Source organism: Indioceanicola profundi (assembly GCF_003568845.1).
GTDB lineage: Bacteria > Pseudomonadota > Alphaproteobacteria > Azospirillales > Azospirillaceae > Indioceanicola > Indioceanicola profundi.
In genome coordinates this window covers 2,989,441-3,015,065 of record NZ_CP030126.1, presented here as the reverse complement: position 1 = coordinate 3,015,065, position 25,625 = coordinate 2,989,441, and the positions used below count along the sequence as shown (strand labels likewise).

The 25,625-nt window shown below is 67.5% G+C and carries 28 protein-coding genes and 1 riboswitch; of the genes, 15 read left to right on the top strand and 13 right to left on the bottom strand.

What is annotated here, in order from left to right; all coding sequences use genetic code 11:
* Positions 1-12: 12 nt before the first annotated feature.
* The gene (locus DOL89_RS14430; protein ID WP_119679778.1) at positions 13-1,074 is read right to left on the bottom strand and encodes a lysine-2,3-aminomutase-like protein; all 1,062 of its coding nucleotides are present in this window, start codon (positions 1,072-1,074) and stop codon (positions 13-15) included.
* Positions 1,075-1,236: 162 nt separating this feature from the next.
* Between DOL89_RS14430 and DOL89_RS14425 the strand changes: the two genes are divergently transcribed.
* The 13 genes from DOL89_RS14425 (at position 1,237) to DOL89_RS14365 (ending at position 11,791) form a co-directional block, all read left to right on the top strand.
* Positions 1,237-1,698 carry a PA2169 family four-helix-bundle protein gene (locus tag DOL89_RS14425; protein ID WP_119679777.1) on the top strand — a complete coding sequence of 154 codons (462 nt, stop codon included), beginning with the start codon at positions 1,237-1,239 and terminating at the stop codon, positions 1,696-1,698.
* A gap of 56 nt (positions 1,699-1,754) precedes the next feature.
* The gene (locus DOL89_RS14420; protein WP_119679776.1) at positions 1,755-1,937 is read left to right on the top strand and encodes a hypothetical protein; all 183 of its coding nucleotides are present in this window, start codon (positions 1,755-1,757) and stop codon (positions 1,935-1,937) included.
* Positions 1,938-2,021: 84 nt separating this feature from the next.
* Positions 2,022-2,525, top strand: a complete 504-nt coding sequence (locus DOL89_RS14415) for a hypothetical protein (protein ID WP_119679775.1) — start codon at positions 2,022-2,024, stop codon at positions 2,523-2,525.
* A 7-nt stretch (positions 2,526-2,532) separates the two neighbouring features.
* Entirely contained in the window at positions 2,533-3,315 is a 783-nt protein-coding gene (locus DOL89_RS14410) for a c-type cytochrome (protein ID WP_119679774.1), read from the top strand.
* Positions 3,316-3,326: 11 nt separating this feature from the next.
* Positions 3,327-3,725, top strand: a complete 399-nt coding sequence (locus DOL89_RS14405; protein ID WP_119679773.1) for a c-type cytochrome — start codon at positions 3,327-3,329, stop codon at positions 3,723-3,725.
* Positions 3,722-4,765, top strand: coding sequence for a cytochrome c oxidase subunit II (locus tag DOL89_RS14400; RefSeq protein ID WP_119679772.1), 1,044 nt, complete (start codon positions 3,722-3,724; stop codon positions 4,763-4,765). The genes DOL89_RS14405 and DOL89_RS14400 overlap by 4 nt, the downstream gene beginning before the upstream one ends.
* A gap of 31 nt (positions 4,766-4,796) precedes the next feature.
* Positions 4,797-7,337: a cytochrome c oxidase subunit I gene (gene ctaD / locus DOL89_RS14395; protein ID WP_119679771.1), complete on the top strand. Its 2,541-nt coding sequence runs from the start codon at positions 4,797-4,799 to the stop codon at positions 7,335-7,337.
* A gap of 18 nt (positions 7,338-7,355) precedes the next feature.
* Positions 7,356-7,751, top strand: a complete 396-nt coding sequence (locus DOL89_RS14390) for a hypothetical protein (protein WP_119679770.1) — start codon at positions 7,356-7,358, stop codon at positions 7,749-7,751.
* Positions 7,742-8,647, top strand: a complete 906-nt coding sequence (locus DOL89_RS14385; RefSeq protein ID WP_119679769.1) for a cytochrome c oxidase assembly protein — start codon at positions 7,742-7,744, stop codon at positions 8,645-8,647. Before DOL89_RS14390 ends, DOL89_RS14385 begins: the two co-directional genes overlap by 10 nt.
* Positions 8,648-8,666: 19 nt before the next feature.
* Entirely contained in the window at positions 8,667-9,467 is an 801-nt protein-coding gene (locus tag DOL89_RS14380; RefSeq protein ID WP_119679768.1) for a dienelactone hydrolase family protein, read from the top strand.
* A 98-nt stretch (positions 9,468-9,565) separates the two neighbouring features.
* On the top strand, positions 9,566-10,483 hold the full coding sequence (locus DOL89_RS14375) for a sulfite exporter TauE/SafE family protein (protein ID WP_119679767.1): 918 nt from the start codon (positions 9,566-9,568) through the stop codon (positions 10,481-10,483).
* 11 nt (positions 10,484-10,494) lie between these two features.
* Positions 10,495-11,280, top strand: a complete 786-nt coding sequence (locus DOL89_RS14370; protein WP_119679766.1) for a TIGR02186 family protein — start codon at positions 10,495-10,497, stop codon at positions 11,278-11,280.
* A 22-nt stretch (positions 11,281-11,302) separates the two neighbouring features.
* The gene (locus tag DOL89_RS14365) at positions 11,303-11,791 is read left to right on the top strand and encodes a universal stress protein (RefSeq protein WP_119679765.1); all 489 of its coding nucleotides are present in this window, start codon (positions 11,303-11,305) and stop codon (positions 11,789-11,791) included.
* 297 nt (positions 11,792-12,088) lie between these two features.
* On the opposite strand, the gene DOL89_RS24950 is transcribed toward DOL89_RS14365, so the two are convergent.
* The 3 genes from DOL89_RS24950 to metZ all read right to left on the bottom strand — a co-directional run bounded on the left by DOL89_RS24950 (position 12,089) and on the right by metZ (position 14,737).
* The gene (locus DOL89_RS24950) at positions 12,089-12,232 is read right to left on the bottom strand and encodes a hypothetical protein (RefSeq protein ID WP_162937529.1); all 144 of its coding nucleotides are present in this window, start codon (positions 12,230-12,232) and stop codon (positions 12,089-12,091) included.
* Positions 12,233-12,820: 588 nt separating this feature from the next.
* On the bottom strand, positions 12,821-13,360 hold the full coding sequence (locus tag DOL89_RS14360; RefSeq protein WP_162937528.1) for a hypothetical protein: 540 nt from the start codon (positions 13,358-13,360) through the stop codon (positions 12,821-12,823).
* A 156-nt stretch (positions 13,361-13,516) separates the two neighbouring features.
* Positions 13,517-14,737: an O-succinylhomoserine sulfhydrylase gene (gene metZ / locus DOL89_RS14355; protein WP_119679763.1), complete on the bottom strand. Its 1,221-nt coding sequence runs from the start codon at positions 14,735-14,737 to the stop codon at positions 13,517-13,519.
* A gap of 64 nt (positions 14,738-14,801) precedes the next feature.
* Positions 14,802-14,880: riboswitch (SAM riboswitch) on the bottom strand.
* 201 nt (positions 14,881-15,081) lie between these two features.
* Here metZ and secB point away from each other — a divergent pair.
* Positions 15,082-15,615, top strand: coding sequence for a protein-export chaperone SecB (gene secB / locus DOL89_RS14350; RefSeq protein WP_119679762.1), 534 nt, complete (start codon positions 15,082-15,084; stop codon positions 15,613-15,615).
* Between the two features lie 55 nt (positions 15,616-15,670).
* Here secB and DOL89_RS14345 read toward each other — a convergent pair whose 3' ends face one another.
* The 9 genes from DOL89_RS14345 to DOL89_RS14305 all read right to left on the bottom strand — a co-directional run bounded on the left by DOL89_RS14345 (position 15,671) and on the right by DOL89_RS14305 (position 24,664).
* A complete protein-coding gene (locus tag DOL89_RS14345) occupies positions 15,671-16,297 on the bottom strand; it encodes a pyroglutamyl-peptidase I family protein (RefSeq protein WP_119679761.1) in 627 nt (208 codons plus the stop codon).
* Positions 16,297-17,295 carry a tryptophan--tRNA ligase gene (trpS, locus tag DOL89_RS14340; RefSeq protein ID WP_119679760.1) on the bottom strand — a complete coding sequence of 333 codons (999 nt, stop codon included), beginning with the start codon at positions 17,293-17,295 and terminating at the stop codon, positions 16,297-16,299. The genes DOL89_RS14345 and trpS overlap by 1 nt, the downstream gene beginning before the upstream one ends.
* Positions 17,296-17,382: 87 nt before the next feature.
* Positions 17,383-17,625, bottom strand: coding sequence for a pilus assembly protein HicB (locus DOL89_RS14335; RefSeq protein WP_119679759.1), 243 nt, complete (start codon positions 17,623-17,625; stop codon positions 17,383-17,385).
* Positions 17,622-18,047, bottom strand: coding sequence for a putative toxin-antitoxin system toxin component, PIN family (locus DOL89_RS14330; RefSeq protein ID WP_119679758.1), 426 nt, complete (start codon positions 18,045-18,047; stop codon positions 17,622-17,624). Before DOL89_RS14330 ends, DOL89_RS14335 begins: the two co-directional genes overlap by 4 nt.
* Before the next feature lie 70 nt (positions 18,048-18,117).
* On the bottom strand, positions 18,118-18,633 hold the full coding sequence (locus DOL89_RS14325; RefSeq protein WP_119679757.1) for a hypothetical protein: 516 nt from the start codon (positions 18,631-18,633) through the stop codon (positions 18,118-18,120).
* 113 nt (positions 18,634-18,746) lie between these two features.
* The gene (murJ, locus tag DOL89_RS14320) at positions 18,747-20,291 is read right to left on the bottom strand and encodes a murein biosynthesis integral membrane protein MurJ (protein WP_119679756.1); all 1,545 of its coding nucleotides are present in this window, start codon (positions 20,289-20,291) and stop codon (positions 18,747-18,749) included.
* Positions 20,292-20,401: 110 nt separating this feature from the next.
* On the bottom strand, positions 20,402-20,767 hold the full coding sequence (locus tag DOL89_RS14315) for a hypothetical protein (protein ID WP_119679755.1): 366 nt from the start codon (positions 20,765-20,767) through the stop codon (positions 20,402-20,404).
* A complete protein-coding gene (locus DOL89_RS14310; RefSeq protein ID WP_119679754.1) occupies positions 20,764-21,765 on the bottom strand; it encodes a hypothetical protein in 1,002 nt (333 codons plus the stop codon). The genes DOL89_RS14315 and DOL89_RS14310 overlap by 4 nt, the downstream gene beginning before the upstream one ends.
* A 115-nt stretch (positions 21,766-21,880) precedes the next feature.
* Positions 21,881-24,664, bottom strand: a complete 2,784-nt coding sequence (locus DOL89_RS14305) for a [protein-PII] uridylyltransferase (protein ID WP_119679753.1) — start codon at positions 24,662-24,664, stop codon at positions 21,881-21,883.
* A gap of 250 nt (positions 24,665-24,914) precedes the next feature.
* Between DOL89_RS14305 and DOL89_RS14300 the strand changes: the two genes are divergently transcribed.
* Positions 24,915-25,604: a hypothetical protein gene (locus tag DOL89_RS14300; protein ID WP_119679752.1), complete on the top strand. Its 690-nt coding sequence runs from the start codon at positions 24,915-24,917 to the stop codon at positions 25,602-25,604.
* The last annotated feature ends 21 nt before the right edge of the window (positions 25,605-25,625 follow it).

Genomic DNA, 25,625 nt, shown 5'->3' with positions numbered 1-25,625 from the left:
GGCCGTGGCGGCTCAGCCCCGGTAGGGGTGCCGCCCGCCCCTGGGATCGGTGACGGTCCAGGCGTCGGGCTCCGCGCCCGGCTCCAGGTAGTCCGGCGTCAGCGGCACTTTTCCATGGCCGCCGGGGATGTCCAGCACATAGGTGGGCTGGCACAGGCCGGAGACATCGCCGCGCAGCTCCCGCATCAGCGCCCGGCCCTCCGCCACGCTGGTCCGGAACTGCGCCGTTCCCTTGGCCAGGTCGCCATGGTGCAGGTAGTGCGGCTTCACCCGCGCCTGGACCAGGGCGCGGAAAGTGCGGGTCAGGGTCGCCGCATCGTCGTTGACGCCCTTCAGCAGCACGGTCTGGGCCAGCATGGGGATGCCGGCATCCACCAGCCGGCCGATGGCGGTGCGGGCCTGATCCGTGATCTCCCGCCAATGGTTGGAGTGCAGCATCACCCAGGTGGCCGCCCGGCCGCCCTTCAGCGCATCCACCATCTCCGCCGTGACGCGGTCGGGGTCCACCACCGGCACGCGGGTGTGGAAGCGCACAATGCCCACATGCGGTATATCGTTCAGCCGCCGCACGATCTCCCCCAGCCGGCGGGGCGACAGCACCAGCGGGTCGCCGCCGGTCAGCACCACCTCCCACACCTCCTCGTGGTCGGCGATGTAGGCCAGGGCGGCGTCCAGCTCGGCCGTCGTCAACGCCTCCGACCCCGGCCCCACCATCTCCCGCCGGAAGCAGAACCGGCAATAGACCGGGCATGCATGAACCGGCTTCAGCAGCAGCCGGTCGCGGTAGCGGTGGACGATGCCCTTCACCGGGCTGTGCGGATCGTCCCCGATGGGATCGTCCATCTCCTCCGGCCTGACATCCAGCTCCGCCCCGGTGGGCACGAACTGGCGGGCGATGGGATCGGCCGGGTCGGTGGGATCGATCAGCTCCGCCATGGCCGGAGTGACGGCGACGGCGAAGCTTTCGGCCACCCGTTCCAGCTCCGGCAGGGCGTCGGGCCGCACCAGCCCGGCAGCCTCGAGCTGGGCGGGGGTGCGCAGGGTGCGGGGGATAGGGGCTTTGTCGCGCGGCATGGGGCGGATAGGTCGGCCTTGCCGCGGCGGGTGTCAAGGGCCGGCTGCGCGGGGCACCCCGGCATAGGAACAAAGGAGAACGGAACCCGCGCCTGCGCCTCTGGTTGTCCCAGGGAGATTCCCGGAAAGGCGGCCTGGGCCGCGGCGGAGGAGGGAGCGCGCATGGACCTTGATGCCGTCGTGGATGCCCTGAATGATCTGATCCGTGCTGCGGAAGACACCCATCTGGCCCTGCAACGGGGGGAGGAGGATCTGGAAGATCCCGACCTCAAGGCCCTCTGCGCCGCCCTGGCCGACCGCCGCGGCAGCATGATCCGCGACATGCAGGAGCGGGTCGTGGCCATCGGCGGGGCTCCCGACGCGACCGGAACCCTGCTGGGCGGCGCCCGCCGCATGGTGGCGGAGTTCGGGGTAGCCATCGGCGCCCGCGGCGCCGACGACATACTGGAGGGGCTGGAACGGTCCCAGCAGGACTTTCTGGAGCAGCTTACCGCCGCCCGCGCCGGGGATCTTCCGGACGAGGTCGGGGCGGAACTGGACCGCTACGCCGAATGCGTGATCGAGGACCGCAACCGGCTCACCCGCGCCCGCGCCACCGGAAAACTTGCCGCCGGTCAGGCCTGACCGCCCGCGAAAAGCGTTCAACCACCGGCAATATCCTGGATTTAAGGAGAATATACATGGCCACCAACGCAGAAATCGCCGCGAAGCTGCTGCGCGATGCCGCCGAGTTCTTCCGCCATGTCGGGGAACAGAACGATCCCATCCGGCCGCAGATGGACCACAATGCCCGCGCCTTCGAGGTGGTGGCCGATCTGGTGGAAGAGCGGCCGACCGCCGAATTCGACGCCGAAGAGCGCTGATCCCGACGAAAGGGGCGGCTGGTCCTGCGACCATTCCATAGCTTGCGTGTTTATCCCTTATCCCGAAGACGAAAGGGTGCACGCATGCCGGGCCGATCCGCCCCGATCCCCCTGATCGCCCTCTCTCTGTTTCTCGCCGCCGGCGCCGCCCTGGCGCAGGATGGCGAGGATCGGCGTCCGCCTCTGCCGTCTGCCCAGGCGGCGGGCGATGCGCCCGACGCACTTCCTCCCGATCCGGCGCCAACCGCCGGCTCGCCCGCGGTGGTCGCCCCCCGTGCCGATGAAACGGGTCCAGGGCCCACCAGCTGGGCTGATGACGCCGACAACACCCTCGATGACCCCCGGCCCGGCGGGCGCACCGTTCCGCCGCCGCCCCAGGCCGACAGCCGTAGCGCCGTCGGCGCCAGCCAGTCATCCAGCATCGAAGGCCCTTCCATCTTTCCCATCCCGACCGAGCCGGCCGGCGTGGAGGACCAGCCGGCCGGCGTGAACGCCGCCTGCACCGCTCTGACCGACGCGGTGGAGCGGGACCGCTGCCGCACCGGCAGCGTGGCCGGCCAGCCGGACCTGCCGCCGACGCCGGAGTGAGGGCGGCATGGGCGGCCCTCCACCCGCGCGACGCAAGCCCGTCCGCCTGTCCGCCCGCCGGGTCCTGGCCGGGCTGACGCTGCTGGCCACGGGTCTGGCGGCCGCCGGGTCGCTGGCGCAGCACGCGCCGATCCCGCCTGCCGGGAAGGTGGAGCCGTCCGGGCGGGGACCCACCGAGCCCGATCTGATGAACGGACAGTATGTGATGACCTCCGGCGGCAGTGCCGGGCACAAGGGCGCCTGTCTCTACTGCCATGGCGCCCTGGGCGAGGGGGACGGCGCCTCCGCCGTGCCGCGGCTTGCGGGCCTTCCGACGGGCTATCTGCGCAAGCAGATGCACGGCTATGCCCGTGGAACCCGCCCGAACGAGGCGATGACCCCCATCGCCATGGCCCTCACGGAAGCCGAAATCCTGGACGTCTCCGCCTATTTCGAAGCGCAGACCCCGCCCTTTCCGCCGCCGCCGCCGGCCCCTCCGGAGATGCTGGAGCAGGCGCGCCGTCTGGCCCTGGAGGGCGATCCGCAACGGGGCCTGCGTCCCTGCGCCGCCTGCCACGGGCAGGAAGGGGAGGGCGCTCCCCCCGCTATTCCCTATCTGGCCGGCCAATGGGCCAGCGTGATCGAGGGGCAGCTCATGCTCTGGCGCAACGGGGTGCGGAACAACGATCCGCTGAACAGCATGCGGCGGGCGGCCCTTCTTCTGACCTACGAGGAGATCCAGGCTCTGTCCCTCTATTACGCCGGACTGCGGGGCGGCGACGCTCCGCTCCGCGGCGACGGTCCGGGCTGAGGGGGCGGACGATGCGGCTGCCCGTCCTTTTCCTGCTCTTCCTGACGCTCACCGCCTGCAACGAGGCGGCGACGGAGCGGCCGGCGTCCGAGATCGCGCGCCATGTGGCGGGCGGAGATCCCGAGATCGGCCGCCGCATCCTGAACGACCGCGATTACGGCTGCGGCGCCTGCCACGCCATCCCCGGCGTCCGGCACGCCCGCGGCAGCGTCGGGCCGCCGCTCCATGGCATGGCGGTCCGGGGCTATGTCGCCGGCCGGCTGCCGAACTACCCGGAAAATCTGGTGAACTGGATATACGATCCGCAGCGGATCGACCCGCAGAGCGCCATGCCGAATACCGGGATCAGCCGCGAGGAGGCCACCCATGTGGCCGCCTATCTCTACACGCTGCAGGAGTTGCCGCGATGAGCCGCCCGGGTGGCCGCAGGGTCCTGGCCCTGGCGCTTCCGCTGCTGCTGGCCGGCTGTTCCGGCATCCAGTCGGCGCTCGACCCGCGCGGGCCGCAGGCCGATGCCATCGCCACCCTGGCCTGGGTGCTGTTCATCGGGGCGGCCCTGATCTTTGTCGCCGTGATGGCCATGGCGGTGGCCGGCTTCATCTGGCCCGACCAGCTCAGCCGCGTGAATCCGCGGCGCTTCATGGTCGGCGGCGGGGTGGTCTTCACATCCAGCGTCCTGGTGGTTCTGACCGTCTACAGCACCTGGGTCGGCAGCCGCGTGTCCGACGCCTCCGACGTCAACATCATCGGCGCCGGCACCCGTATCCAGCCGGACGAGGACAGGCTGGTGATCGAGGCGGTGGGATACATGTGGTGGTGGGAGTTCCGCTATCTCGGCACGCCCCATGGCGACGTGGTGCTGGCGAACGAGGTGCATATCCCGGTCGGCCGGCCCGTGGAATTCCGGCTGAAGGCGGCGGATGTCATCCACAGCTTCTGGATACCCAGCCTGCATGGCAAGCGGGACATGATCCCCGGCCACAATAACCTGATCGTCATGCAGGCGGAAAAGCCCGGCCTGCTGCGCGGCCAGTGCGCGGAATTCTGCGGCGACCAGCACACGCTGATGTCCTTCTTCGTCATGGCGCACGAGCCGGAGGAGTTCGAGGATTGGCTGGCGGCCCAGGCCCGCCCGGCCCGCGAGCCGGATACGCCGGAACTCCAGCGGGGGGCCGAGGTGTTCCTGGAACAGGGCTGCGGCGCCTGCCACGTGGTGCGCGGCCTGTCCGATGGCCCGCTGCAGGCCGTGGGTCAGTTGGGGCCGGACCTGACCCATGTGGGCAGCCGTCTGTCGCTCGGGGCCGGCGCCATGCCCAACGGGGTCGGCCCGCTGGGCGGTTGGATCGCCAATGCCCAGGGGATCAAGCCCGGCAACCGCATGCCGAACTTCGACCGCCTGCCGTCCGAAGACCTGACCGCCGTCGCGCGGTATCTGGAGAGCCTGAAGTGAGACCGCCCCGCGCCCGCCTCGAGGCCTCGCCATGCCGCTGACCACCGAGCAGATCATCGCGGCCCAGGCCCACAGGCCGGAGGACCCGCTCCCCGCGCTGGAGGAGATGGAGCGCGCCTGGGCGCAGCCGAAGGGCTGGCGCGCCTTGTCGGAGGTGAACAACACCTTCATCGGCCAGTGGTACATCGTCACCGGCCTGATCTTCCTGATCCTGGGCGGCGTGCTGGCGATCATGATCCGCACGCAGTTGGCCATCCCGGAAAACGACTTCCTGACGGGGGACAAGTACAACCAGGTCTTCACCCTGCACGGCTCCACCATGATGTTCCTGTTCGCCGTGCCGATCATGGAAGCGGTGGCCGTCTATATCCTGCCATTGCAGATGGGAGCCCGCGACCTTCCCTTTCCCCGGCTCTCCGCCTACGGGTTCTGGTGCTATGTGTTCGGCGGGTTCATCAGCTATTCCAGCATCTTCTTCTGGGTGGCGCCGCACAGCGGCTGGTTCCTCTATCCGCCCCTGTCGTCCAAGGAGTTCAGCGCCGGGATCAACAACGATTTCTGGCTTCTCGGCATCGGCTTCATCGAAATCAGCGCCATCGCCCAGGTGGTGGAGGTCACGGTCGGGGTGATGAAGACCCGGGCGCCGGGGATGTCCATCGACCGCATCCCGATCTATTCCTGGTACATCCTGGTCACCGCCCTGATGATCGCCTTCGCCTTCCCGGCGCTGATCCTGGGCGACATCCTGCTGGAGCTGGAGCGGGCCATGGACTGGCCCTTCTTCGATGCCGACCGCGGCGGCGATCCGCTGTTGTGGCAGCACCTGTTCTGGCTGTTCGGCCATCCCGAGGTCTACATCATCTTCCTGCCGGCGGCGGGGCTGGTCAGCACCATGATCCCGACCTTCGCGCGGGTGCCGCTGACCGGATACACCTGGATCGTGCTGGCGGCGGTGACGACCGGCTTCCTGTCGTTCGGGCTGTGGGTCCACCACATGTTCGCGACCGGCATCCCGCATTTGTCGCTCAGCTTCTTCTCCGCCGCCAGCATGGCCGTGGCGATCCCCAGCGGCATCCAGGTCTTCGCCTGGATCGCCACCATCTGGGCGGGCAAGCCGGTCCTGAAGCTACCCATGCTGTACCTGCTGGGATTCCTGTTCGTCTTCGTCGGCGGCGGGCTGACCGGCGTGATGGTGGCGTCCGTGCCCTTCGACTGGCAGGTGCATGACAGCTACTTCGTGGTGGCGCACCTGCACTATGTGCTGATCGGCGGGATGGTGTTCCCGCTGCTGGCGGCCATCATCTACTACATGCCGCTGCAATCCGGCCGCATGATGTCGGAGCGGCTGGGGAAATGGTCCTTCTGGCTGATCTTCCTCGGCTTCAACATCACCTTCTTCCCCATGCACATCATGGGGCTGCTGGGCATGCCGCGGCGGATCTACACCTACCCGGCGGAGTTCGGCTGGGACTGGCTGAACCTGATCTCCAGCTTCGGCTCCTACATGCTGGCGGCGGGATTCACCCTGTTCTTCTGGGACCTGGTCGCGCATTTCCGGACCGGCCGGCCGGCGGGCCGGAATCCCTGGGGGGCCGGCACGCTGGAATGGGCGACGGAGCTGCCGACGCCGCAGACCGGTTTCCAGTCGCTGCCCTTCATCAGCGGGCATTATCCGCTCTGGAGCGACCCCGACCTGCCGGGCCGGATCAGCCGCCGGGAAGGGCTGCTTCCCACCTCGCCGGAGGCGAAGCGCGAGACGCTGCGCACCAGCACGGTGGATGCCCGGCCGGAGCAGGTGCTGCGTCTGCCGCATCCGACCTTCAAGCCGCTGATCGCGGCGGTCTTTACCGCCGTCACCTTCATCGTGGCGATCTGGCATCTCTGGTGGGTGTCGCTGGCGGGGGCGGTGCTGATGCTCGCAGCACTCCTGGCCTGGGCCTGGCAGTGCGAGGAACTGCCGGCCGAGAGCCATCGGGACATCGGCCATGGCATCGTGCTGCCCTACCGCGTCACCGGCCCGTCCAGCCATGCCTGGTGGGCGGCGGTGATCATGGTGCTGGTGGACGGGGCGGCCTATGTCAGCCTGGTCTTCGCCTATTTCTATCTCTGGACCGTCAGCCCCGCCTGGCCGCCTCTGGGCGGGGAGGACAGCCTGTCCACCGGCTTGGCGGTGCTGACAGGGGTTGCCGCCGTCGGGGCGGGGCTGCTGGGCTGGCTGGCGGTGCGGATGGACCGGATGGGCGCCACGCCGCTGGTCGCGCTGTTCGCCGGCATCGGCGGGGTGGCGGCGCTGGGGGTCTTCATCCCCGGAACCCTGCTGCTGACCAGCAGCGGGCTGGAGCCGACGGTGCATACCTACAACGCCGTGGTCTGGGTGATGGTCTGCTTCCCGCTGGCCCATCTCGGCATCAGCGCGGTCATGCTTCTGCTGACAGCGGCCAAGGCGGCGGTGCGGCCCAAGGGCTGGGGCTGGTCGCTGACGGCGGAGTGCACGATGATCTGGACCCTCTGGTCGGCCGCCCAGATGGCGTTCAGCCTGGCCGTGATCGTCATCGCCCCGGACTGGCTCTAGGCGGGGAGCGAAGAAGCGATGCCGAACCTTCTCGCCCGCGACAACCCGATGACCATCGTGATGGGGCCGATCGTCTGGGGCGCCCATTTCGTGCTGGTCTATGTCTTCAACGCCATCGCCTGCGCCAAGGGCGCCGGGGGGACACGGTGGCTGGGCCTGCCCATGGTGGCGGTGGTGGTTTCCCTGCTGACGGTTCTGGCGCTGGCGCTGATCGGCTGGCTGGCCTGGATCGCCTGGAAGCGGTACCAGCCGGTGCGCGACGCCGCCCACCTTGTGCAGGAAAAGGACATCGACCGGTCGGTCCCGGCGCGGCAACGCTTCTTGGCCTATGCGGCGCTGCTGCTCTGCGGGCTGTCGGCCCTGTCCACCTTCATGGTCGGCATGCCGGCCCTCTGGGTGCCGGCATGCGGATAGGGTACACCCTGGGGCTCGGCCTCGCCCTGCTGCCCACGGCGGCGCTGGGCCATGCGGGAGCCGGCTGGATCGGGCCGAACGAGGTCTGGCACGCCTGGACGCTGGACCCGCTGGTGCTGGTTCCGATGGCGCTGGGCTGGTGGCTCTACGGCCGTGGAATGGCGCGGGAGCCCAGGTTCCGCGACAGCCGTGCCGTAGCCTTCGCCGCCGGGATGGCGCTGCTGGCGCTGGGGCTCGTCTGGCCGCTGGATGCGATGGGGGAGACGCTGTTCAGCGCCCACATGGCCCAGCATATGGTGCTGACCGTCTTCGCCCCGCCGCTGCTGCTGCTCGGCCGGCCGGCCGGGCCGGTGCTGGTTGCATTGCCGATCCGCCTGCGCCGGACCATGGCCATCGCCGCCCGCAAGCTGCGGCGATGGATCGAGCCCTTGCTGGGTCCGACGACCGCCAGCCTGCTGCACGGGGCGGCTGTGTGGGCGTGGCACGCGCCAGTAGCCTTCGACGCTGCCCTGGCGGATGAGTGGGTGCACCGGGCCGAGCATGCCAGCTTCTTCCTGACCGGGCTGCTGTTCTGGGCCATGGTGCTGCGGGCCGTGCGGGCGCGCGACCGGATGGCGGCCCCCGCCGCCGCGGGCGCGCTGCTGTTCACATTGATGCATAGCGGGCTGCTGGGCTGCCTCATCGCCTTCGCCCCGGAACCGCTCTATGCCTATGGCATCCGCCCCACGGCCTGGGGCATCAGCCCGTTGACCGATCAGCAGTTGGCCGGCTTGGTCATGTGGGTGCCGGCCGGCTTCGCCTATATCGGGGCCGGGGTCGGGCTTCTGGCTTTGTGGCTGAACCGGATGACGCCGGCGGAACATCATGTCCCCGGCGGAGCGTTCCACAAGGGATGAACCGAACAGGACAGGTGGGATGATGGCCGGGATCGCGGCGAAAGTGGCGGGCACTGCGGCGGCGGCGATGCTGGCCGCGGGTGGTTTTGCGGGGCAGGCGCTGGCCCAGATCGTCAGCAACGACGTGACCTACGAGATCGAGGGGCAGCCCTTTCAGGGCTTCTTTGCCCGCAATGCCGGCTTTCCGGGAGAACGGCCGCTGGTCATCATCATTCATGACTGGGACGGGCTCGGCGACTATGAGAAGCAGCGCGCCCGCATGCTGGCGGAGCTGGGATATGCCGCTTTCGCCGTCGATCTCTACGGCCAGGGCGTGCGCCCCGACCGGGAAGAGGACAAGAAGGCCCGCTCCGGCGAACTCTACAAGGACCGCGTCGCCATGCGCCGGCGTCTCGGCAAGGGGCTGGAGGTGGGGCGGCAGCAGCCCGGCGTATCCAAGGCGCCGGCCGTGGCCATGGGCTACTGCTTCGGGGGCGCTGCCGTCCTGGAATGGGCGCGGACCGGCGACAAGCTGGCCGGCTTCGTCGCCTTCCACGGCACGCTGGACACCCCGCCCGACCAGAGCTGGCAGGGCGTTGCCGCCCCCGTCCTGATCCTGCACGGCACGAACGATCCCTACGCGCCCATGGGTCAGGTGGCGGAACTCACCACCGCCATGGACGCCGCCGGCGTGAACTACCGGATGGAACTCTATGGCGGCGCCAAGCACGCCTTCACCGTCTGGGGCACGCCCGCTACCGACGCGCTCGGCTACGATCCTGCCGCCGATCTGGAAAGCTGGAAGGAAACATTGGGCTTTCTGGAAGAGGTGCTGGACTGATGCCGCGCCCTGCGGCAGCCTGACCATTCCGGGAATTTTTCTTTCGCCTTCGAAGCGGGGCGGCTAGAGTCCCGATCCCGTCCCGCCGCGGCCTTTCCATGCAGGTCTATCTCCCCATCGCCGAACTCTCGGTCAACGCCTTGCTGATCCTCGGGCTGGGCGGGCTGGTCGGATTCCTGTCCGGCCTGTTCGGCGTCGGCGGCGGCTTCCTGATGACGCCGCTGCTGATCTTCATCGGAATCCCGCCGGCCGTGGCCGTGGGCACCCAGGCCAACCAGCTCGTCGGCGCCAGCGTCTCCGGCGTGCTGGCCCACTGGCGGCGGCGCAACGTGGATGTGCGCCTCGGCTCCATCATGCTGACCGGGGGCGTGATCGGCACCGTGCTGGGCGTCTGGCTGTTCGGCCTGCTCCAGAGCCTTGGCCATATCGATCTCGTGATCAGCCTGTCCTACGTGTTCTTCCTGGGCACCATCAGCTCGCTGATGCTGTGGGAAAGCGTGCGGGCCATCCTGCGCGGGCGCAATCCCGCCGCCAGCCGATCCAAGCTCCACCGTCACAACTGGCTGCATGGCCTGCCGCTGAAGATGCGCTTTCCGCGCTCCCGCCTCTACATCTCGGCGCTGCTGCCGGCGGGGATCGGCTTCATCGGCGGCATCCTTGTGGCAATCATGGGCATCGGTGGCGGATTCCTGCTGGTGCCGGCCATGATCTACCTGCTGGGCATGCCGACCGCCCTGGTGGCGGGCACCAGCCTATTCCAGATCATCTTCACCACCGGCATCGCCGCCTTCATGCAGGCCAGCCTGAACCAGACGGTGGATATCGTGCTGGCGCTGCTGCTGCTGGTGGGCGGGGTGGTCGGCGCCCAGTTCGGCACCCGCGCCGGCACCCGCCTGCGGGGCGAACAGGCCCGCGCCCTGCTGGCGCTGATGGTGTTGGCGGTCGCGGTGAAGCTGGCCGTGGACCTGATCGTCCGGCCGGAGGATCTCTACACCATCACATTGCCGGCCATGTGAGGCGTCGAGGCATGACCGACGGCACCTTCCCGGCGCGCTCCGCCTCCCGTACCCGGACCATGGCGTCGGCGCTGCTCCTCCTGCTGGCGCTTGCGGCGTTCTGGCCGCGGCCGGTGCTGGCGCAGGCGCTGGTCGCGAACCTGTCCGACCATCTGATCGCCATCACCACCGGCTTCACCGGCACGGACCTGCTGATCTACGGCACTACCGACGGGCCGGGAGAGGTCGCCATCGTGGTCCAGGGGCCGGAGGGGGAGGTGGTCGTGCGCCAGAAGGACCGGGTGGCCGGCATCTGGATGAACACCGAGAGCATGACCTTCGACCGGGTGCCCGGCTTCTATGCCGTGGCTACCAGCGGCGACCTTACGGAGGATGTGAGCCCGGCGGTGCTGCAGCGGCATGAGATCGGGCTGGACCATGTGCGGCTGGTGCCGGAGGACGAGGCCTCCGCCGAGGATGTGGCCCGGTTCCGCGCGGCCCTGATCCGCAACAAGCAGAAGCTGAGCCTCTACAGCACGGAAGCGCAGGAGATCACCTTCCTGGGCCAGCGCCTGTTCGATGTCCGCATCCACATTCCGGCCAACGTGCCCACCGGCATCTACACCACGACCGTGTTCCTGATCCGGGAGGGGGAGGTGGTCAGCGCCCAGACCATCCCGCTCTCCGTTTCCAAGATCGGCTTCTCCGCCAATGTGTTCGAGTTCGCGCAACGTCTGCCCGTGCTCTATGCCATCGTCGGCATCCTGCTGGCCGTGGCCGCCGGCTGGCTGGCCGGCGTCGTGTTCCGCAAGTCCTGATCCCTGATCGGGGAGAGACGTCATGACCCAACCCATCGCCACCGAAATTCATCAGCGCATTTTCCTGGTCGTTGTGGACGAGAGCGAGGAAATGACCGTCGCGCTGCACTACGCCGCCCTGCGCGCCCGCAATTCCGGCGGGCGGGTGGCATTGCTGCATGTGATGGAGATGGGGGAGCTTCAGCAGTGGGGCGCCGTGGAAGCCCTGATGAAGCAGGAGGCGCGGGAGGAGGCGGAGCATCTGCTCCAGCGCCTTGCTAAGGAGGTTGTGGATATCTCCGGCTTCCTGCCCTGCCTCTATATCCGCGAGGGAACGCGGCGCGACGAGCTGCTGAAGCTGATCGAGGAGGAGCCTGGGATCTCCATCCTGGTGCTGGCCGCCGGCGCTGGCCGCGGCGGCCCCGGCCCCCTGATCAGCCACATCGTCGGGCAGATGAGCGGCACCTTGCGCATCCCGGTCACGGTCGTCCCCGGTACGCTCACCGACGCCCAGCTCGACGCCATCACCTGATGCCCCACCGTCCAGGTCCACAGGCCCGTAGGTCGGTCACGCGCAGCGTGGCCGAAAGCCTTCGCCTGTGTTCCGGGCCATTCGACGCCGTCCTTCCTGTGGAGAGGCCTGATTTAGGGTATTGGCAAGGATGAATAGGATGGATGGGATGGCGCGCTGGACCGGCGGAGCCAGTCCTGTATCACCAGCCCGCACCAGCGGATGAGGTGCTCTCCTTCATCCTATTCATCCTTGCCTGATAACCGATTGTCTGCCGGAGCTGGCGCGGGCAGGATCGAATGGTCGGGCCGGTGACATCTAGAAAGATGAAAATGATGAAGAGGATGAAAATGATGGTGCAGGGCCATTCGGCTGTCGCCTCAGCTTCTGCCCGGTCTTCATCACTGCCTGCGGCGCTCTCGGTTCATCATTTTCATCCTCTTCATCCTTTTCATCATTCATGATGTCTCGGACCCCGACGCCGAAGCGCGGACAGTCCTGTCGGCCACGCTGCGCGTGACCGACCTACTCCAAACATTGGTCCGTTGCGGCCCCGCCGCCCGGGCTCGTACACCGCGGAGCCGTAGGTCGGTCACGCGCAGCGTGGCCGACAGCCTTCGCTCTTCCGCGCCATTGGGCGCCGTCCTCCCCGTGGAGAGGCTTGATTAGGGATATGGGAAAGGATGAATGGGATGGATAGGATGAGGGAGAACACCTCATCCGCCGGTGCGGGCTGGTGATACAGGACTGGCTCCGCCTGTCCAGCGCGCCATCCTATCCATCCTATTCATCCTTGCCTGATAACCAACCGGCCCGCGCGGACAGGGTCGAATGGCCAGGCCGGTGACATCTGGAAAGATGAACAGGATGAAGAAGTCGGTCCATTCGGCTACGGATCAGCCCTGACCGGTCTTGATCACCGCCTGCGGCGCGCCCGGTCCATCAATTCCATCTTTCCCATCCTTTTCATCTTTCTAGATGTCGCGGACCCCGACGCCTTCACCTTCCAGAATGCCGCCGGCCCCGACAGCAGGGCACAAGAACCCGCGGTCACCCCAGCAGCGCCGGTAAGCGCGCTTCACGGCTCAGCCGGCGGGCGTTGGCGCGGGTGGCCTTGTGGATGGGGGCCAGGCCCAGGCCGGCCAACCGGCTGACACCGACCGCCATATGGGCGCTGGCCTCTTCCGCCGCGGTGAGGGAACGGTCGAGGAACCGGCTCTGCGCCTCGATCAATGCGCCTGGATCGCGGGCCGTCGCCACGGTCATGGCCAACTGCTCCCACGCCGTGGCCTGGATGCCGGCCCAACTCCAGACCCCATCCAGTACCTCGCGCCAGCCCTCGCCCAGGGCGAACACGGCCTGGGAGGCGGCGACCAGCTTTTCCTGGCCCATGCGGCGGAATTCGGGATCGTGCATCGTCTTCGGGTCGGCCATGATCCCGGCCATGCGCACCAACCGGTAGGTGATCGTCTGCTGTGCGGCCGTCGCCATTTCGGCAAAGACCATGGACGTCTCGGCCAGCTCCACCCCGACCTGCGCCATCCGCACAGCCTTCTTGGGGTCTGCCGCCGTCCTGCTGTTCCGTCCCATATCCTGCTCCGCCAAATTATGCTGCACTGCAACATAAGCATCCTGGCAGAGTTCCGCTACGGCGTCGCGCGGGCAATGGTGGGTGCGGCGGATTGGCAGCGCCCATCCCGGCGCTCTCCCCGCCTGCGTGAAACGGGGAGAGTGCCGGGCCAGGGATCAGGACGCCGACAGCGCGCGGGTCAGGTCGGTGATCAGGTCGGCGGGATCTTCCAGGCCTACGGACAGGCGCACGGTGCCGGGCAGGATGCCCAGGGTGGCCCGCTCCTCGTCCGTCAGGCGCTGGTGGGTGGTGGTGGCGGGATGGGTGATCAGGCTCTTGCTGTCGCCCAGATTGTTGGAAATCTTCACCACCCGCAGGGCATTCATGACGCGGTAGGCCGCCTGCTTCTCCGTTTCGCCGTCGCGGGGCACCACGTCGAAGCAGATCAGCGTGCCGCCGGCCGCCATCTGGCGGATGGCGAGATCATGCTGCGGATGGCTCTTCAGCCCCGGATAGCGCACGCGGGCGGCCGACGCGCTCTCCTCCAGCGCGGTGGCGACGGCAAGCGCGCTGTCGCACTGGGACTTCACGCGCAGCTCCAACGTCTCCAGCCCCTTCAGCAGCACCCAGGCGTTGAACGGGCTCATGGACGGGCCGGTGTGGCGCAGGAACAGGCCCAGCTTGGCCGCGATCTCCGCATCGCACAGGATGGCCCCGCCCAGGCAGCGGCCCTGGCCGTCGATATGCTTGGTGGCGGAATAGACGGTAACGTCCACCCCCAGCGGCTTCAGGCGCTGCAGCACCGGGGTGGCGAACACATTGTCCACGACCACCTTGGCCCCGGCCGCCTTGGCCAGCTTCACCACCGTCTTCAGATCCACCACGTCCAGGCAGGGATTGCTGGGGCTTTCCAGAAAGACCATGTCGGCCGGCCTGGACAGCGCCTCGGCCCACTGGGCGTTGTCGGTCCCGTCCACCAGCACCGTTTCGATACCGAAACGGGGCGCGATCTCCTTGACGATGTAGAGGCAGGAGCCGAACAGGGCGCGGCTGGCGACGATCCGGTCGCCGGCCTTCAACTGGCCCATCACCGCGGCGAACACGGCGGCCATGCCGCTGGCCGTGCCGAAGCAGCGCTCATACCCCTCATAGGCGGCCAGCCTGTCCTCGAACATGGCCACGGTGGGATTGCGGAAGCGGCTGTAGACGAAGCGCGATCCCTCGTTCGCGAAGGCGTTCTCCGCCTCCTCCGCGCTGTCATAGACGAAGCCGGAGGTGAGGAACATCGCCTCCGACGTTTCCTCGAACCCGCTGCGGCGGGTTCCGCCATGCACCATCAGGGTGCGCGGCCGGCAATCCTCGGGAAGGGTATCGGGCTGGGGGAGCTTGGTCGTCATCGCCGTATCCACTGGTGAAACGGGCCGACCGTCAGGATCGAGGCCCATCGCTGCGCGGTGCGCGGCTGGATCGGCTTCAACCTTTTAGCAGCTTGTTTATCGTGGCCTGCAATCCGGTCGCCCAAATCACCACGCCGCGATAGACAAGCCCTCCAACCCCCGTCTGTCAAGCCGTGCTCTCGCATGCGTGGGGCGCGCGCGAGTACGGACCCGGTAGGGAAAGCTCGGCGGCGGTTGCGGCAAGGGGCTATCCGTGCTAGTCCCGCCCGGCCATTTGGGCCGGTTCCAGCGGTGCCGATCGTCGGGCCGGCCGGCCATCCGGGGCATTGAAGGAGTTCGAGGACATGAGCGACGAGACCAACAGCAACGACCTCCCCGCCGGCGGCCAGGACCAGGGGCAGCAGGCCGGCCCGCGCGCCGTGTCGGTCGTCGTCAATGCCCAGTACCTGAAGGACCTGTCCTTCGAGAACCCGAACGCCCCCCAGAGCCTGGTCGGCGGCGGACAGCAGCCGCCGAAGATCGAGATGGCGGTGGACGTGCAGGCCCGCGGCCTGGGTGAGAATGTGGCCGAGGTGGCGCTGACCCTGCGCGCCGAGGCGACCCAGAGCGAGCGCACCGCCTTCATCGCCGAGGTGGTCTATGCCGGCGTCCTCTCCATCCCGCCGCTGCCGCCGGAGCAGGCCAAGGCCCTGCTGCTGATCGAGGGGCCGCGCCTGCTGTTCCCGTTCGCCCGTCAGATCCTGGCCACGGTGGTGCAGCAGGGCGGCTTCCCGCCGCTGATGCTCCAGCCCATCGACTTTGTGGACGTCTACCGCCGCCAGACGCTCGGGCCCCAGGCCCAGCCGACAGCCAACGACGCCCCGCAGGGCACCGCCTGATCCAGGCCTGATTGGCGGATGTGGAAAGGCCGGGGGCATTTGCCTCCGGCCTTTTTCATGCGCTCCTGGCGCTGTCCACGACGGTCTCGACCACCAGCCGGGCCGCCTGCTCGATCCCTTCCAGCGGCCAGCCGGTGCGGCGGCCGCGGTCGGCCGGGGTCAGCAGGTCGGGGGTGGGGGGCACATGGATGAAGCCGGCGGGGATATCCAGCCCCTGCGTCTCCAGCCAGTGCCGCACCCGGAAGAACAGGTGATTGCAGACATAGCCGCCGGCATCCCGCGACGGCTTTGCCGTCAGTCCGGCCGAGTTCAGCCGGTCCAGGATCAGGTCCACCGGCAGGCTGGACCAGTAGCCCATCGGTCCGTCCGCCACGATGGGCCGGTTCCGGCGCACGGCGCCCTCACTGTCCGGACTGGCGGCATCGTCCAGGTTCAGGGCCAGCCGTTCCAGCCGGACCTCGTCATAGGAATAGGCCAGCCCGAACAGCAGCACGGCGTCCGGCCGCACGGCCTGGAACGCCTCCACGAAGGCGTCGGCCGCCCGGTCGAAGGCCACGGGCAGCTTCACCCCGTGGATGCGCGCTCCCGCCACCTCCGCCCCGTCCAGCCGCTCGGCCAGCAGGGCGGTGGGATTGGCGGCGTGGGTCAGGAAGGGTTCGAAGCCGGTCAGCAGGATGCGCATCACGGCCGCAGCAGCCCGACGATGTCCTTGATGGCATCCATGTTCTTCGCGGCGATCTCGTTGGCGCGGTCGGAACCCTTCTTCAGGATGCGGTCGATCTCCGCCTTGTCGGACAGCAGCCGGTTCATCTCCGCCGAGATCGGGGACAGCTTCGACACCGCCACATCCACCAGCGCCCCCTTGAAGGCGGAGAACTGGGAACCGGCATGCTGGGCCAGCACCTGCGCCCGGCTGCTGTCGGTCAGGGCCGCGTAGATGGTGACCAGATTGTCGGCCTCCGGCCGCTTCTCCAGATCCTCCACCGTCTCCGGCAGCGGCTCCGGATCGGTCTTGGCCTTGCGGACCTTCAGGGCAATGGTGTCGGCGTCGTCGGTCAGGTTGATGCGGCTGTAATCGCTCTCATCCGACTTGGACATCTTCTTGGTGCCGTCGCGCAGGCTCATGATGCGGGTGGCCTCGCCCATGATCTGCGGTTCCGGCTGGGGGAAGAACTCCACCCCGTAATACCGGTTGAAGGCGCCGGCGATGTCGCGGGCCAGCTCCAGGTGCTGCTTCTGGTCCTCGCCGACCGGCACATGGGTGGCCTTGTACAGCAGGATGTCGGCAGCCATCAGCGTGGGATAGCTGTAAAGGCCCAGCACCGCGTTCTCCCGGTGCTTGCCCGCCTTCTCCTTGAACTGGGTCATGCGGTTCAGCCAGCCCAACGGCGTATGGCAGGCCAGGATCCAGTTCAGCTCCGCATGGCCGGTCACGGTGGACTGGTTGAACAGGATGTTCTTCTCGGGATCGATGCCGGCCGCCACATAGGCCGCGGTGACCTCGCGGATGTTCTCGCGCAGCACCTCGGGCTTGTGCTCGATGGTCAGGGCGTGCAGGTCGACCACGCAGAAGATGCACTCATACTCGTTCTGCAAGGCCACCCAGTTCTTCAGCGCCCCCAGATAATTGCCGAGGTGGAGCTGGCGGGTGGGCTGCATGCCCGAGAAAATGCGGTTCATCACGGCCTCTGCTGGCGGAATGGTGTCAGACCGCCGCGTTTATGGCGCTGTTCCCGCAGGCCGGTCAAGCGGGGCAGGGACGGTTGGTCAGCGGTCCAGCTCATCCCCTGGCATGGGCGGGTTCGCCGCGACCTTGTCCAGCAGCGTGTTCAAGCCCGAGCCGCTGGAGCCCTGTGCCCGCCGCTGGAAGAAATCGGCCGCTTCCACTGCCCCGACTTTCTCCGCCACTGCCGTTGCGATCCACTGGTCCAGGGAAACGCCGTCCTGCTCGGCAAGGCGTTCCGCTGCCCGCTTCAGGGAATTCGGAAGGTTCAGGGGATAGCTGCTCATGAGCCGAGTTCCTTCAGCAATTGCCGGGGAGTCCGCAACCCGATTCCAAACCGCTCCGCCCCGGGACTGAAATCCTTGATATTGAACGTGACCAAGGCATCGGCCCCGCCATTGATCGCCGCCTCGAGAACCATCTCATCATTGGGATCGCGGAGCTGAGGACGCCAGCGGAAATTCAATTCGACCGGTTCGATCAGGGCAGCCAATTCCGTGAGTACCGCGTCGACAGTATCCGGTGACAGGTGGTGGGCTGCCAACTGGTTGGGCCGCTTCAGCACATCCTCATATTCGAGGAATAGCGGAGGCGTCGCCAGAAGCCGAAGACGCCTGTCGCCAATGGCCCTGAGCACCAGGAAGCTTGCCCCCAGCGAACTGCGAAGTCCCGCGATCAGAACACTGGTATCCAGAACGATCCGCCTCATCCGAGGAGGTTAGCGGATGCATCCTCGGAAGCAAGCCCACCACCTCAGGTGCAGTGTGCCGCCCAGCCGCTTACCGCCGCTTCCACCAGGGAGCGCGGGCGCGGTTCAGGGCGCGGGTGACCAGTTCCAGCTTTTCTTCCAGATAGTCGGTGCGGTGCTGCAAGCCATCGCGCTGGCGGCGCATCAGGGCCGCTTCCTGGGTTTCCTCCAGCAGGCGGGCGTTGGCGGCATCCAGCTCGCCGCGCAGCCGGTCGATTTCGCGCCGGGCCGCGGCCAACTCCTGAGTCGCGTCGGCAAGCAGGGCCACGGCCTCTTCCGCCGCCGCCCCCGCCGGGTCGCCATTGCTGCTGCGGCGGTTGCGCGCGCGGCGCTGGCGCTGGGGACCGCCGGCCGGCTTCGTCTCCTTGCGGGGCTGGCCATCGCCGGCACGCTCGGTTGCGGAGCTATCGCCGTTCGGACTGCCATCCTCCATGACCGTATCGCCGCGCCTCTGCTGAATCTGGCCGTTCTCGCGCAGGGCCTGGGCCGCGTCGCTGAGGGCCGTGGACCGGGCACGGTCATGCAGGGAATTGAGGTCCGTGTTCATGGGTCACCGCTGGTTCCGGAAGGCCCGGAACTTTCGCCCACCCTGTAACCCGCCTGCAACGGTGAAGGGCTTTCTGCTCCCTGGTCATTAGGGGTGCGCCACCCCTTCCGGTCCTAGCGGCGGCGCAGCAGCGCCTTGGCGTCGGCCAGCGATCCCGCGCCCAGAAGCAGCACCAGGGCACCATAGGCCGCCCCGCCCACCGCGATCAGGCCGGCCAGCGCCGGAATGCGGATATAGGCCGCGGCGGTGAACAGGTCGTGCAGCAGCATCTCCAGCCCCGCCAGCACCAGCCCCATGCCGGCGGCGGCCAGGATGATGCGGGGAATGCGCCGTTTCACCTGGGCGTCCAGCTTCAGGATGCCCTTGCGGTGCAGGGCCAGCCCCAGCAGCCCGATATTCAGGAAGGCGGCCAACCCGCTGGCCAGGGCGATGCCGACATGGCCCAGATACTGGCTGAGCAGCAGCGCCAGGGCGGTATTGATCAGCAGGGTGATGATGGCGGCCTTGACCGGGGTGCGGGTGTCCTGGCGGCTGAAGAAGGCGGCGTTGAAGACCTTGCTGGCCACATAGGCGGGGATGCCGATGGCATAGGCCTGCAGCGCCATGGCCGTGGCCGCCGTCTCGGCGGGGCCGAAATTTCCGCGCTGGAACAGGGTGGTAAGGATCGGCTCCGGGATCACGGCCAGCGCCACGGCCGCCGGCAGGGCCAGCATCAGCCCGAACTCCATGCCCCGGCTCAGATAATGACGGACCTGATCCTGCCGGCCGGCCTGCACATGGCGGGACAAGGTGGGCAGCAGCGCCGTGCCGATGGCGATGCCGATGACGCCCAGCGGCAACTGGTTCAGCCGGTCGGCATAGTAGAGGTAGGAGACGGAGCCCGCCGGCAGCAGGGAGGCGATGTGGGTGCCGACCAGCAGGTTGATCTGGATGACGCTGGCGGCCAGGGCGCCCGGCGCCATCTGGCGGAAGAGTTGCCGCACCTCCGGGCTCAGCCGCGGAACCGTGATGCGCAGGGTCACCCCGGCTCGCCAGCAGCTCACCGACAGCCAGAGAAGCTGCGCCACCCCCGACACGGTGAAGCCCCAGGCCAGCGCCGTATTCGGTTCCACCCCATAGGCCCAGGACACGCCGATGGCGGCGATCATGCACAGATTCAGCATGATGGGCGCTGCCGCGCCCGGCCCGAACCGCCCCAGCGCGTTCAGCACGCCGGTCTGAAGCGCCACGACGGAGATCAGGATCAGATAGGGAAAGGTGATCTGGCCCAGCCTGACAAGCTGGGCGAACACCCCCGGCTCCTCGGCATAGCCGCTGGCGACCAGCAGCATGATACCCGGCATGGCCACCATCATGACGACGGTGAGCGGCAGCAGAACCGTGACCATCATGCTCAGCGCCTGGTCGGCGAAGGCATCGGCGGCCTTCCGCCCGTCCTTCTCCAGCCGGGCGGAATACATGGGCACGAAGCTGACGGTGAAGGCGCCCTCCGCGAACATGGCGCGGAACCAGTTCGGGATGCGCTGGGCCACGAAGAAGATGTCGGCCGCCGTGCCCGCCCCCAGCACCCAGGCCGTCAGCATGTCCCGCACGAACCCCGCGACGCGGGACAGCATGGTCAGACCGCCGACAGTGGCGATGGCGCGCGCAAAGCTCATGGGAGGGGCAGGCCGGTGCAGCGGAAGGGGACGGGCAGCGGCTTACCGGAAAATCGCGGCGGCGGGAAGGCGACCTTTAAGGGGCCGCCGCACCTTCCATCGGGCCGACCCTACAGCAGGGCTTTGACGATCTTCTCGATGATGTCGACGACCTTCTTCACCTTGTCCGTGATCGCGACCATCCGGTCGAGCTTGTTCTGCTCCTTCTTCAGATCGTCGGCCAAGCCGTGGAGTTCGCTGATCGCCTCTGCCCAGTTCTCCGCCTCGGCGCGGGCAAGGATTTCATCCGTCCAGAGCTGCGCATCCAGGTTCTGAAGCCGGATGATTTCATGCTGAAGCTGCATGAATGCGACTTGCTGCTTTACGTTCTTCGGCAGTCCCGCGATCTCATCCCGATGATCACGAAGCGTTTCCAGCTTCGCACGTATTTCCGCGCGCACCTGTTCAATGGCGGAGAGGGCGTTCAGGTCGCTCATGGTCCGACACTCCCGTGCTCAGCTTCGGACGCCGCGACGGCATCGTCTGTGTTCGTCTGTTGATGCGGAATACGTGCCGGGGCCGGCTCCGATTTCCTGAGGGCTGTTTCCAGTGCATCGTGGGTTTCGGTGATCTTTGCGAGGGCTGGCCTGGGATCAGCCATGAGCAGGGCGTTCAACGCATCCAGATCATCCTCGATTGCCAACATGATGGCGACCCGGGCGGCCTGGACCGCGGCAGTCACGCTGCCTGCCGCTGCATCCCCTTTTTCTTCCGCGGCCAGTCCCACGGAAGTGATCTGGCTAGGGCTGATGCTGGCGAGAAGACTGCGCATGCTTTGGATTCTGGTCCAGCGGTCATGGACCGCGCCATCATGCGCCTGATCCAAGGGAGGGGTTATCCGATCGATTGCCTGTTTGAGAAGACCGTGCTCACCGACCCGCGTGACCGCTTTGCGCAGGATTGCCTGCTGCCGATGCTCGACGAGTCTGCCGGTGACGAAGCCGACAATCCGGGCGGCCACGCCCAATTCGGCCTTGACGGAGTCGATCGGCGCTTTGCTCGCGCCCGCGAGGTTCGTCACGGACTTGGCAAGCTCTTCGGAAGCCTTGTCGAGCTTTTCGCCCGTATCGGCCTCCGCGATCATTTTCAATGCCGATCCATATGCAACCAGCGCTTCGGCATAGGTTTGCAGAGCGACTTCGGCATCCTGGCTGGACGGGGTGGCGGTTGCGGGCCCGCTTTCCTCCGGCACCAAGGTACAGGCCCCGTCTTTGGGCCTGGTCCCGCTTTGCCCGCAGACGATGGAGATAGCATCCCCGGCCATGGCCCTTTGCAGCATGTTGGATGATGCCGAAGCCGTATGGCTTGCATCGCTGCTTGAGGCGACCAGACCCGGCGCTGCATCTGCGGCAGCGGCAAACGCCAGGACGGCATCTTTCGGCCGTGGCGTTCCACAGGCCGATAGAAGCAGCACGAAGCTGGCGGTGGCCAGCAACCGCAAACATCTTTCCATTATCATCGGTGGAGATACACCTGAGTTGACACATCCTCACAGTGCTAGCTCAGGTTTCCGCCGTCGAGTGGAAATCAACTTAAACTATAAGCAGGGCTTAAGCCGCTCTCTTCCGTCCTGCCTTCCTCGGCTCGGGATCGGGGTCGGCCAGGGCGGCCAGCAGGGCTTCGCGAACCTGCTTCAGCTTCGCTTCATGGGTGATCTTCAGGCCGAACACGTCCTTGACGTAGAAGACGTCCACCGCCGCCTCCCCATAAGTGGAGATTTTGGCAGAGGCGATCTGGAGGTTGAGCCCGGTCAGCGCGCGGGTCAGGTCATAGAGCAGGCCGGAACGGTCGCGACCGTTCACCTCCACCACTGAATGGCCGGAGGAAACCTTGTTGTCCACGAGCACGCGGGGAGCGACCTTGAAGGCGCGGTGGCGGGAACTCAGGGCCGCGCGCCGCTTGGCCAGCTCTTCGGCCAGCCGCACTTCCCCGGCCAGCGCCTTGTCCACAATGACGGATAGACGGGCCAGCTTGTCCGGGCTGTCGAACATGCCGCCGGTGGAGGCCTGGACGGTGAAGACGTCCAGCGCCATGCCGTTGGTCATGGTGAAGATGCGGGCATCCACGATGTCCGCCCCGGCCAATGCCAGCGCGCCGGCAAGGCGGGAGAACAGTCCGGGATGGTCGGCCGTATAGACGGTCACCTCCGTCACCGCCCGTCCGCGGTCGATCCGGGTGTCCAAGGTCAGCGGCGCCTTGGCCCGCTCCGCCTCCCGGATCAGCCGCGCCTGCCGACCCAGCGTGGCGGTATCGGAGCTGAGCCAGTAGTTGGGATAGCCGAGCGCCAGATGCGCCTCCACATCCGCTGCCGGCCAATCCGCCAGTTCCTCCCGCAGGGTGGACTGAGCGGCGGCCACGCGCCGCTCCCGCCCCTCGTCGCCGATGCTGCCGGACATGATCTCCACGGCCCGGCTGTAGAGCTGGCGCAGCAGCGTAGCCTTCCAGCCGTTCCAGCGGCCGGGGCCGACAGCCCGGATATCGGCCACGGTTAGGCAGAGCAGCAGCTTCAGCCGCTCCGGGCTCTGCACGATCTCCACGAACTGGCGGATGGTCTGGTCGTCGTCCAGGTCGCGCTTGAAGGCCACATGGCTCATCAGCAGGTGCCAGCGCACCAGCCAGGCCACCGTCTCCGTCTCCTCCTCCGTCATGCCGAGACGGGGGCAGAGCTTGCGGGCCACCTTGGCGCCCAGGATGGAATGGTCGCCGCCGCGGCCCTTGGCGATGTCGTGGCAGAGCACGGCCACGTACAGGGCGCGGCGGGACGCGATCTCATGGATCACCTCCGCCGACAGGGGCGTCTCGTCGTTCAGCTGCCCGGCCTCGATCCGGTGCATGATGCCCACGGCGTACAGCGTGTGCTCGTCCACCGTGAAGTGGTGGTACATGTCGAACTGCATCATGCCGACGGTACGGCCGAAATCCGGCACGAAGCGGCCCAGCACGCCGGCCTCGTTCATCCGGCGGAGCGTCAGCTCCGGGTCCTTGCGGCTGGTCAGGATCTCCAGGAAAAGCCGGTTCGCTTCCCTGTCCTCCCGCAGCTTCGGACCGATCACGGACAGCGCGCGGGTGATGGCGCGCAGGGCGTTGGGGTGGATGTCCAGATCATGGACCTGGGCCACGCGGAAAAGCCGGATCAGGTCCAGCGGATGGTCGCGGAAATGCCGGTCGGAACGCACGTTGAGACGCCCGGCATCCAGCGCGAACCCGTCCACCTCCCCGCGGGTGAAGGCACGGAACAGGCGGGTGAAGCGGGGCGGGCGCCTGCTCTCCTGCTCCAGGTTGGCGCAGAAGATGCGGGTCAGGTCGCCCACATCCTTGGCAGTCAGGAAGTAGTGCTTCATGAACCGCTCCACGTCCGAGGTGCCGGCGTGGTTGGTGTAGCCAAGGCAGCGGGCGATTTCCGGCTGCACGTCGAAGGTCAGCCTGTCCTCCGCCCGGCCGGTCAGGTAGTGGAGCTGGCAGCGCGCCGTCCACAGGAAGTTCTGCGCCTTGGCGAAGCGCTGCGCCTCCTCCTCCAGCAGGACGCCCCTGGCGACCAGCTCCTCGACCTCATCGACCTGATAGACGTATTTGGCGATCCAGAACAGCGTCTGCAGGTCGCGGAGCCCGCCCTTGCCCTCCTTCAGGTTCGGCTCCAGCACATAGCGGCTGTCGCCCAGCTTGCGGTGGCGCTCGTTGCGCTCGTTCAGCTTGGCCTCGATGAAGGCGGGGGCGCTGCTGGCCACGATCTCCTTCTGGAAGCGGGCGCGCAGCTCGTCGAACAGCTTCTCCTCGCCCCACAGGAAACGGGTCTCCAGCAGGCCGGTGCGGATGGTCATGTCCGTGCTCTGGCGCAGGCACTCATCCACGGAACGGACGGCATGCCCGACCTTCAGCCCCAGGTCCCAGAGCATGTAGAGCATGTACTCCACCATCTGCTCCACCCGGGGCGTGCGCTTGTATGGCAGCAGGAACAGCAGATCCACGTCCGACAGGGGCGCCAGCTCGCCCCGCCCGTAGCCGCCGGTTGCGGCGACGGCGAAGCGCTCGGCGCTGGTGGGCTCCGCCGTGGGATAGACCGTCTGCATGGTGAAGTCGGCCAGCGCCTGGATCAGGCTGTCCATCAGGCGGGACAGGGCGCGCACCGTCGTCTCGCCCCGGTGCTGCGCCTCGAACTGGGTCCGCAGCGCTGCCCGCCCTTCCTCCAGGCACGATTTCAGCTCCGCCAGCACGGGCGTGCGCAAACTGTCCACCGAGCCGTCATGGGCATCCACCCTGGCCGCGATCCGCATGGCAATGGCCGCGCGGCCGGGGGGCTTGGCATGGATGGCGGCGGGCGTATGGATGTCGGGCATGGCGGACCGGTCCGGTTGTATGGGCGCACTATGCCATGGAGTTGGTGCGTGCGCGCAAAGGATCATACCCCTCCCGATGTATCGCCGTGATGCCGCGGCGACATGCCGATGATTCCGCTGCGAATTCCGCGACGTGCAGGAACTCGGCAATGCGGGCTCGGCGTCCGGGCAAGGGAAACGAGGTCAAGAACCTGAAACAAATGGTTCGTCCATCTGTCATCCCGGTGCATGGACAGGAGGACAAGGCTTCATGACATATGCCAAGGCAGGGCTGGTCGAATCCACCGTCCCGGCGCGCCTGGGGCAAGTCTTCACCCTGCTGCTGGGGTTCGAGGTTTTCCTGATCGGCATGTACTGGCTGATGACGGTCACGGGGTCCTGGACCTTGTCCCGCTGGTTCGACCTGGATGCGGAGCTGACCGTGGCCTCCTGGTTCGCCGCATCCCAGCTTCTGGCGGTGGGGCTGCTGATGCTGGCCGCCAGCCCCTTCAGCGAGCGGAAGAACTGGCCCACGCCGCTGTTCTGCCAGATCGTCGGCTTGGGATTCGTCTTCCTGTCGATGGATGAAGCCGCGATGATCCATGAGCGGATCACCGCCATCGGCCGCGATCAGGCCTGGGTGCCGCGCTTCAACGATACGCACGGCAGCTGGATATTCCTCTACGCCCTGATCGGGGCGGCGCTGGCGGCATTCACCTGGCGCAACCTGATGACCATGCTGGTCCACCACCGCCAGACGGCGCTGCTGATGGGCGGCGGCTTCGCCCTTCTGGTCGCGGGCGCCGTGGGGGTGGAGGTGATGGGCTATTACGGGCTGTTCGGAAGCCCGCCCCTCCAGGTCGCGCTGGAGGAGTTCCTGGAGATGCTGGGGGTGACGGTGATGCTGATGGGCGCGCTGACCTTCTTCAACCGCACCGTCGCCCTGCGCCCGGCCGATTGAGCCGGGCGCGTCCCCACAGGC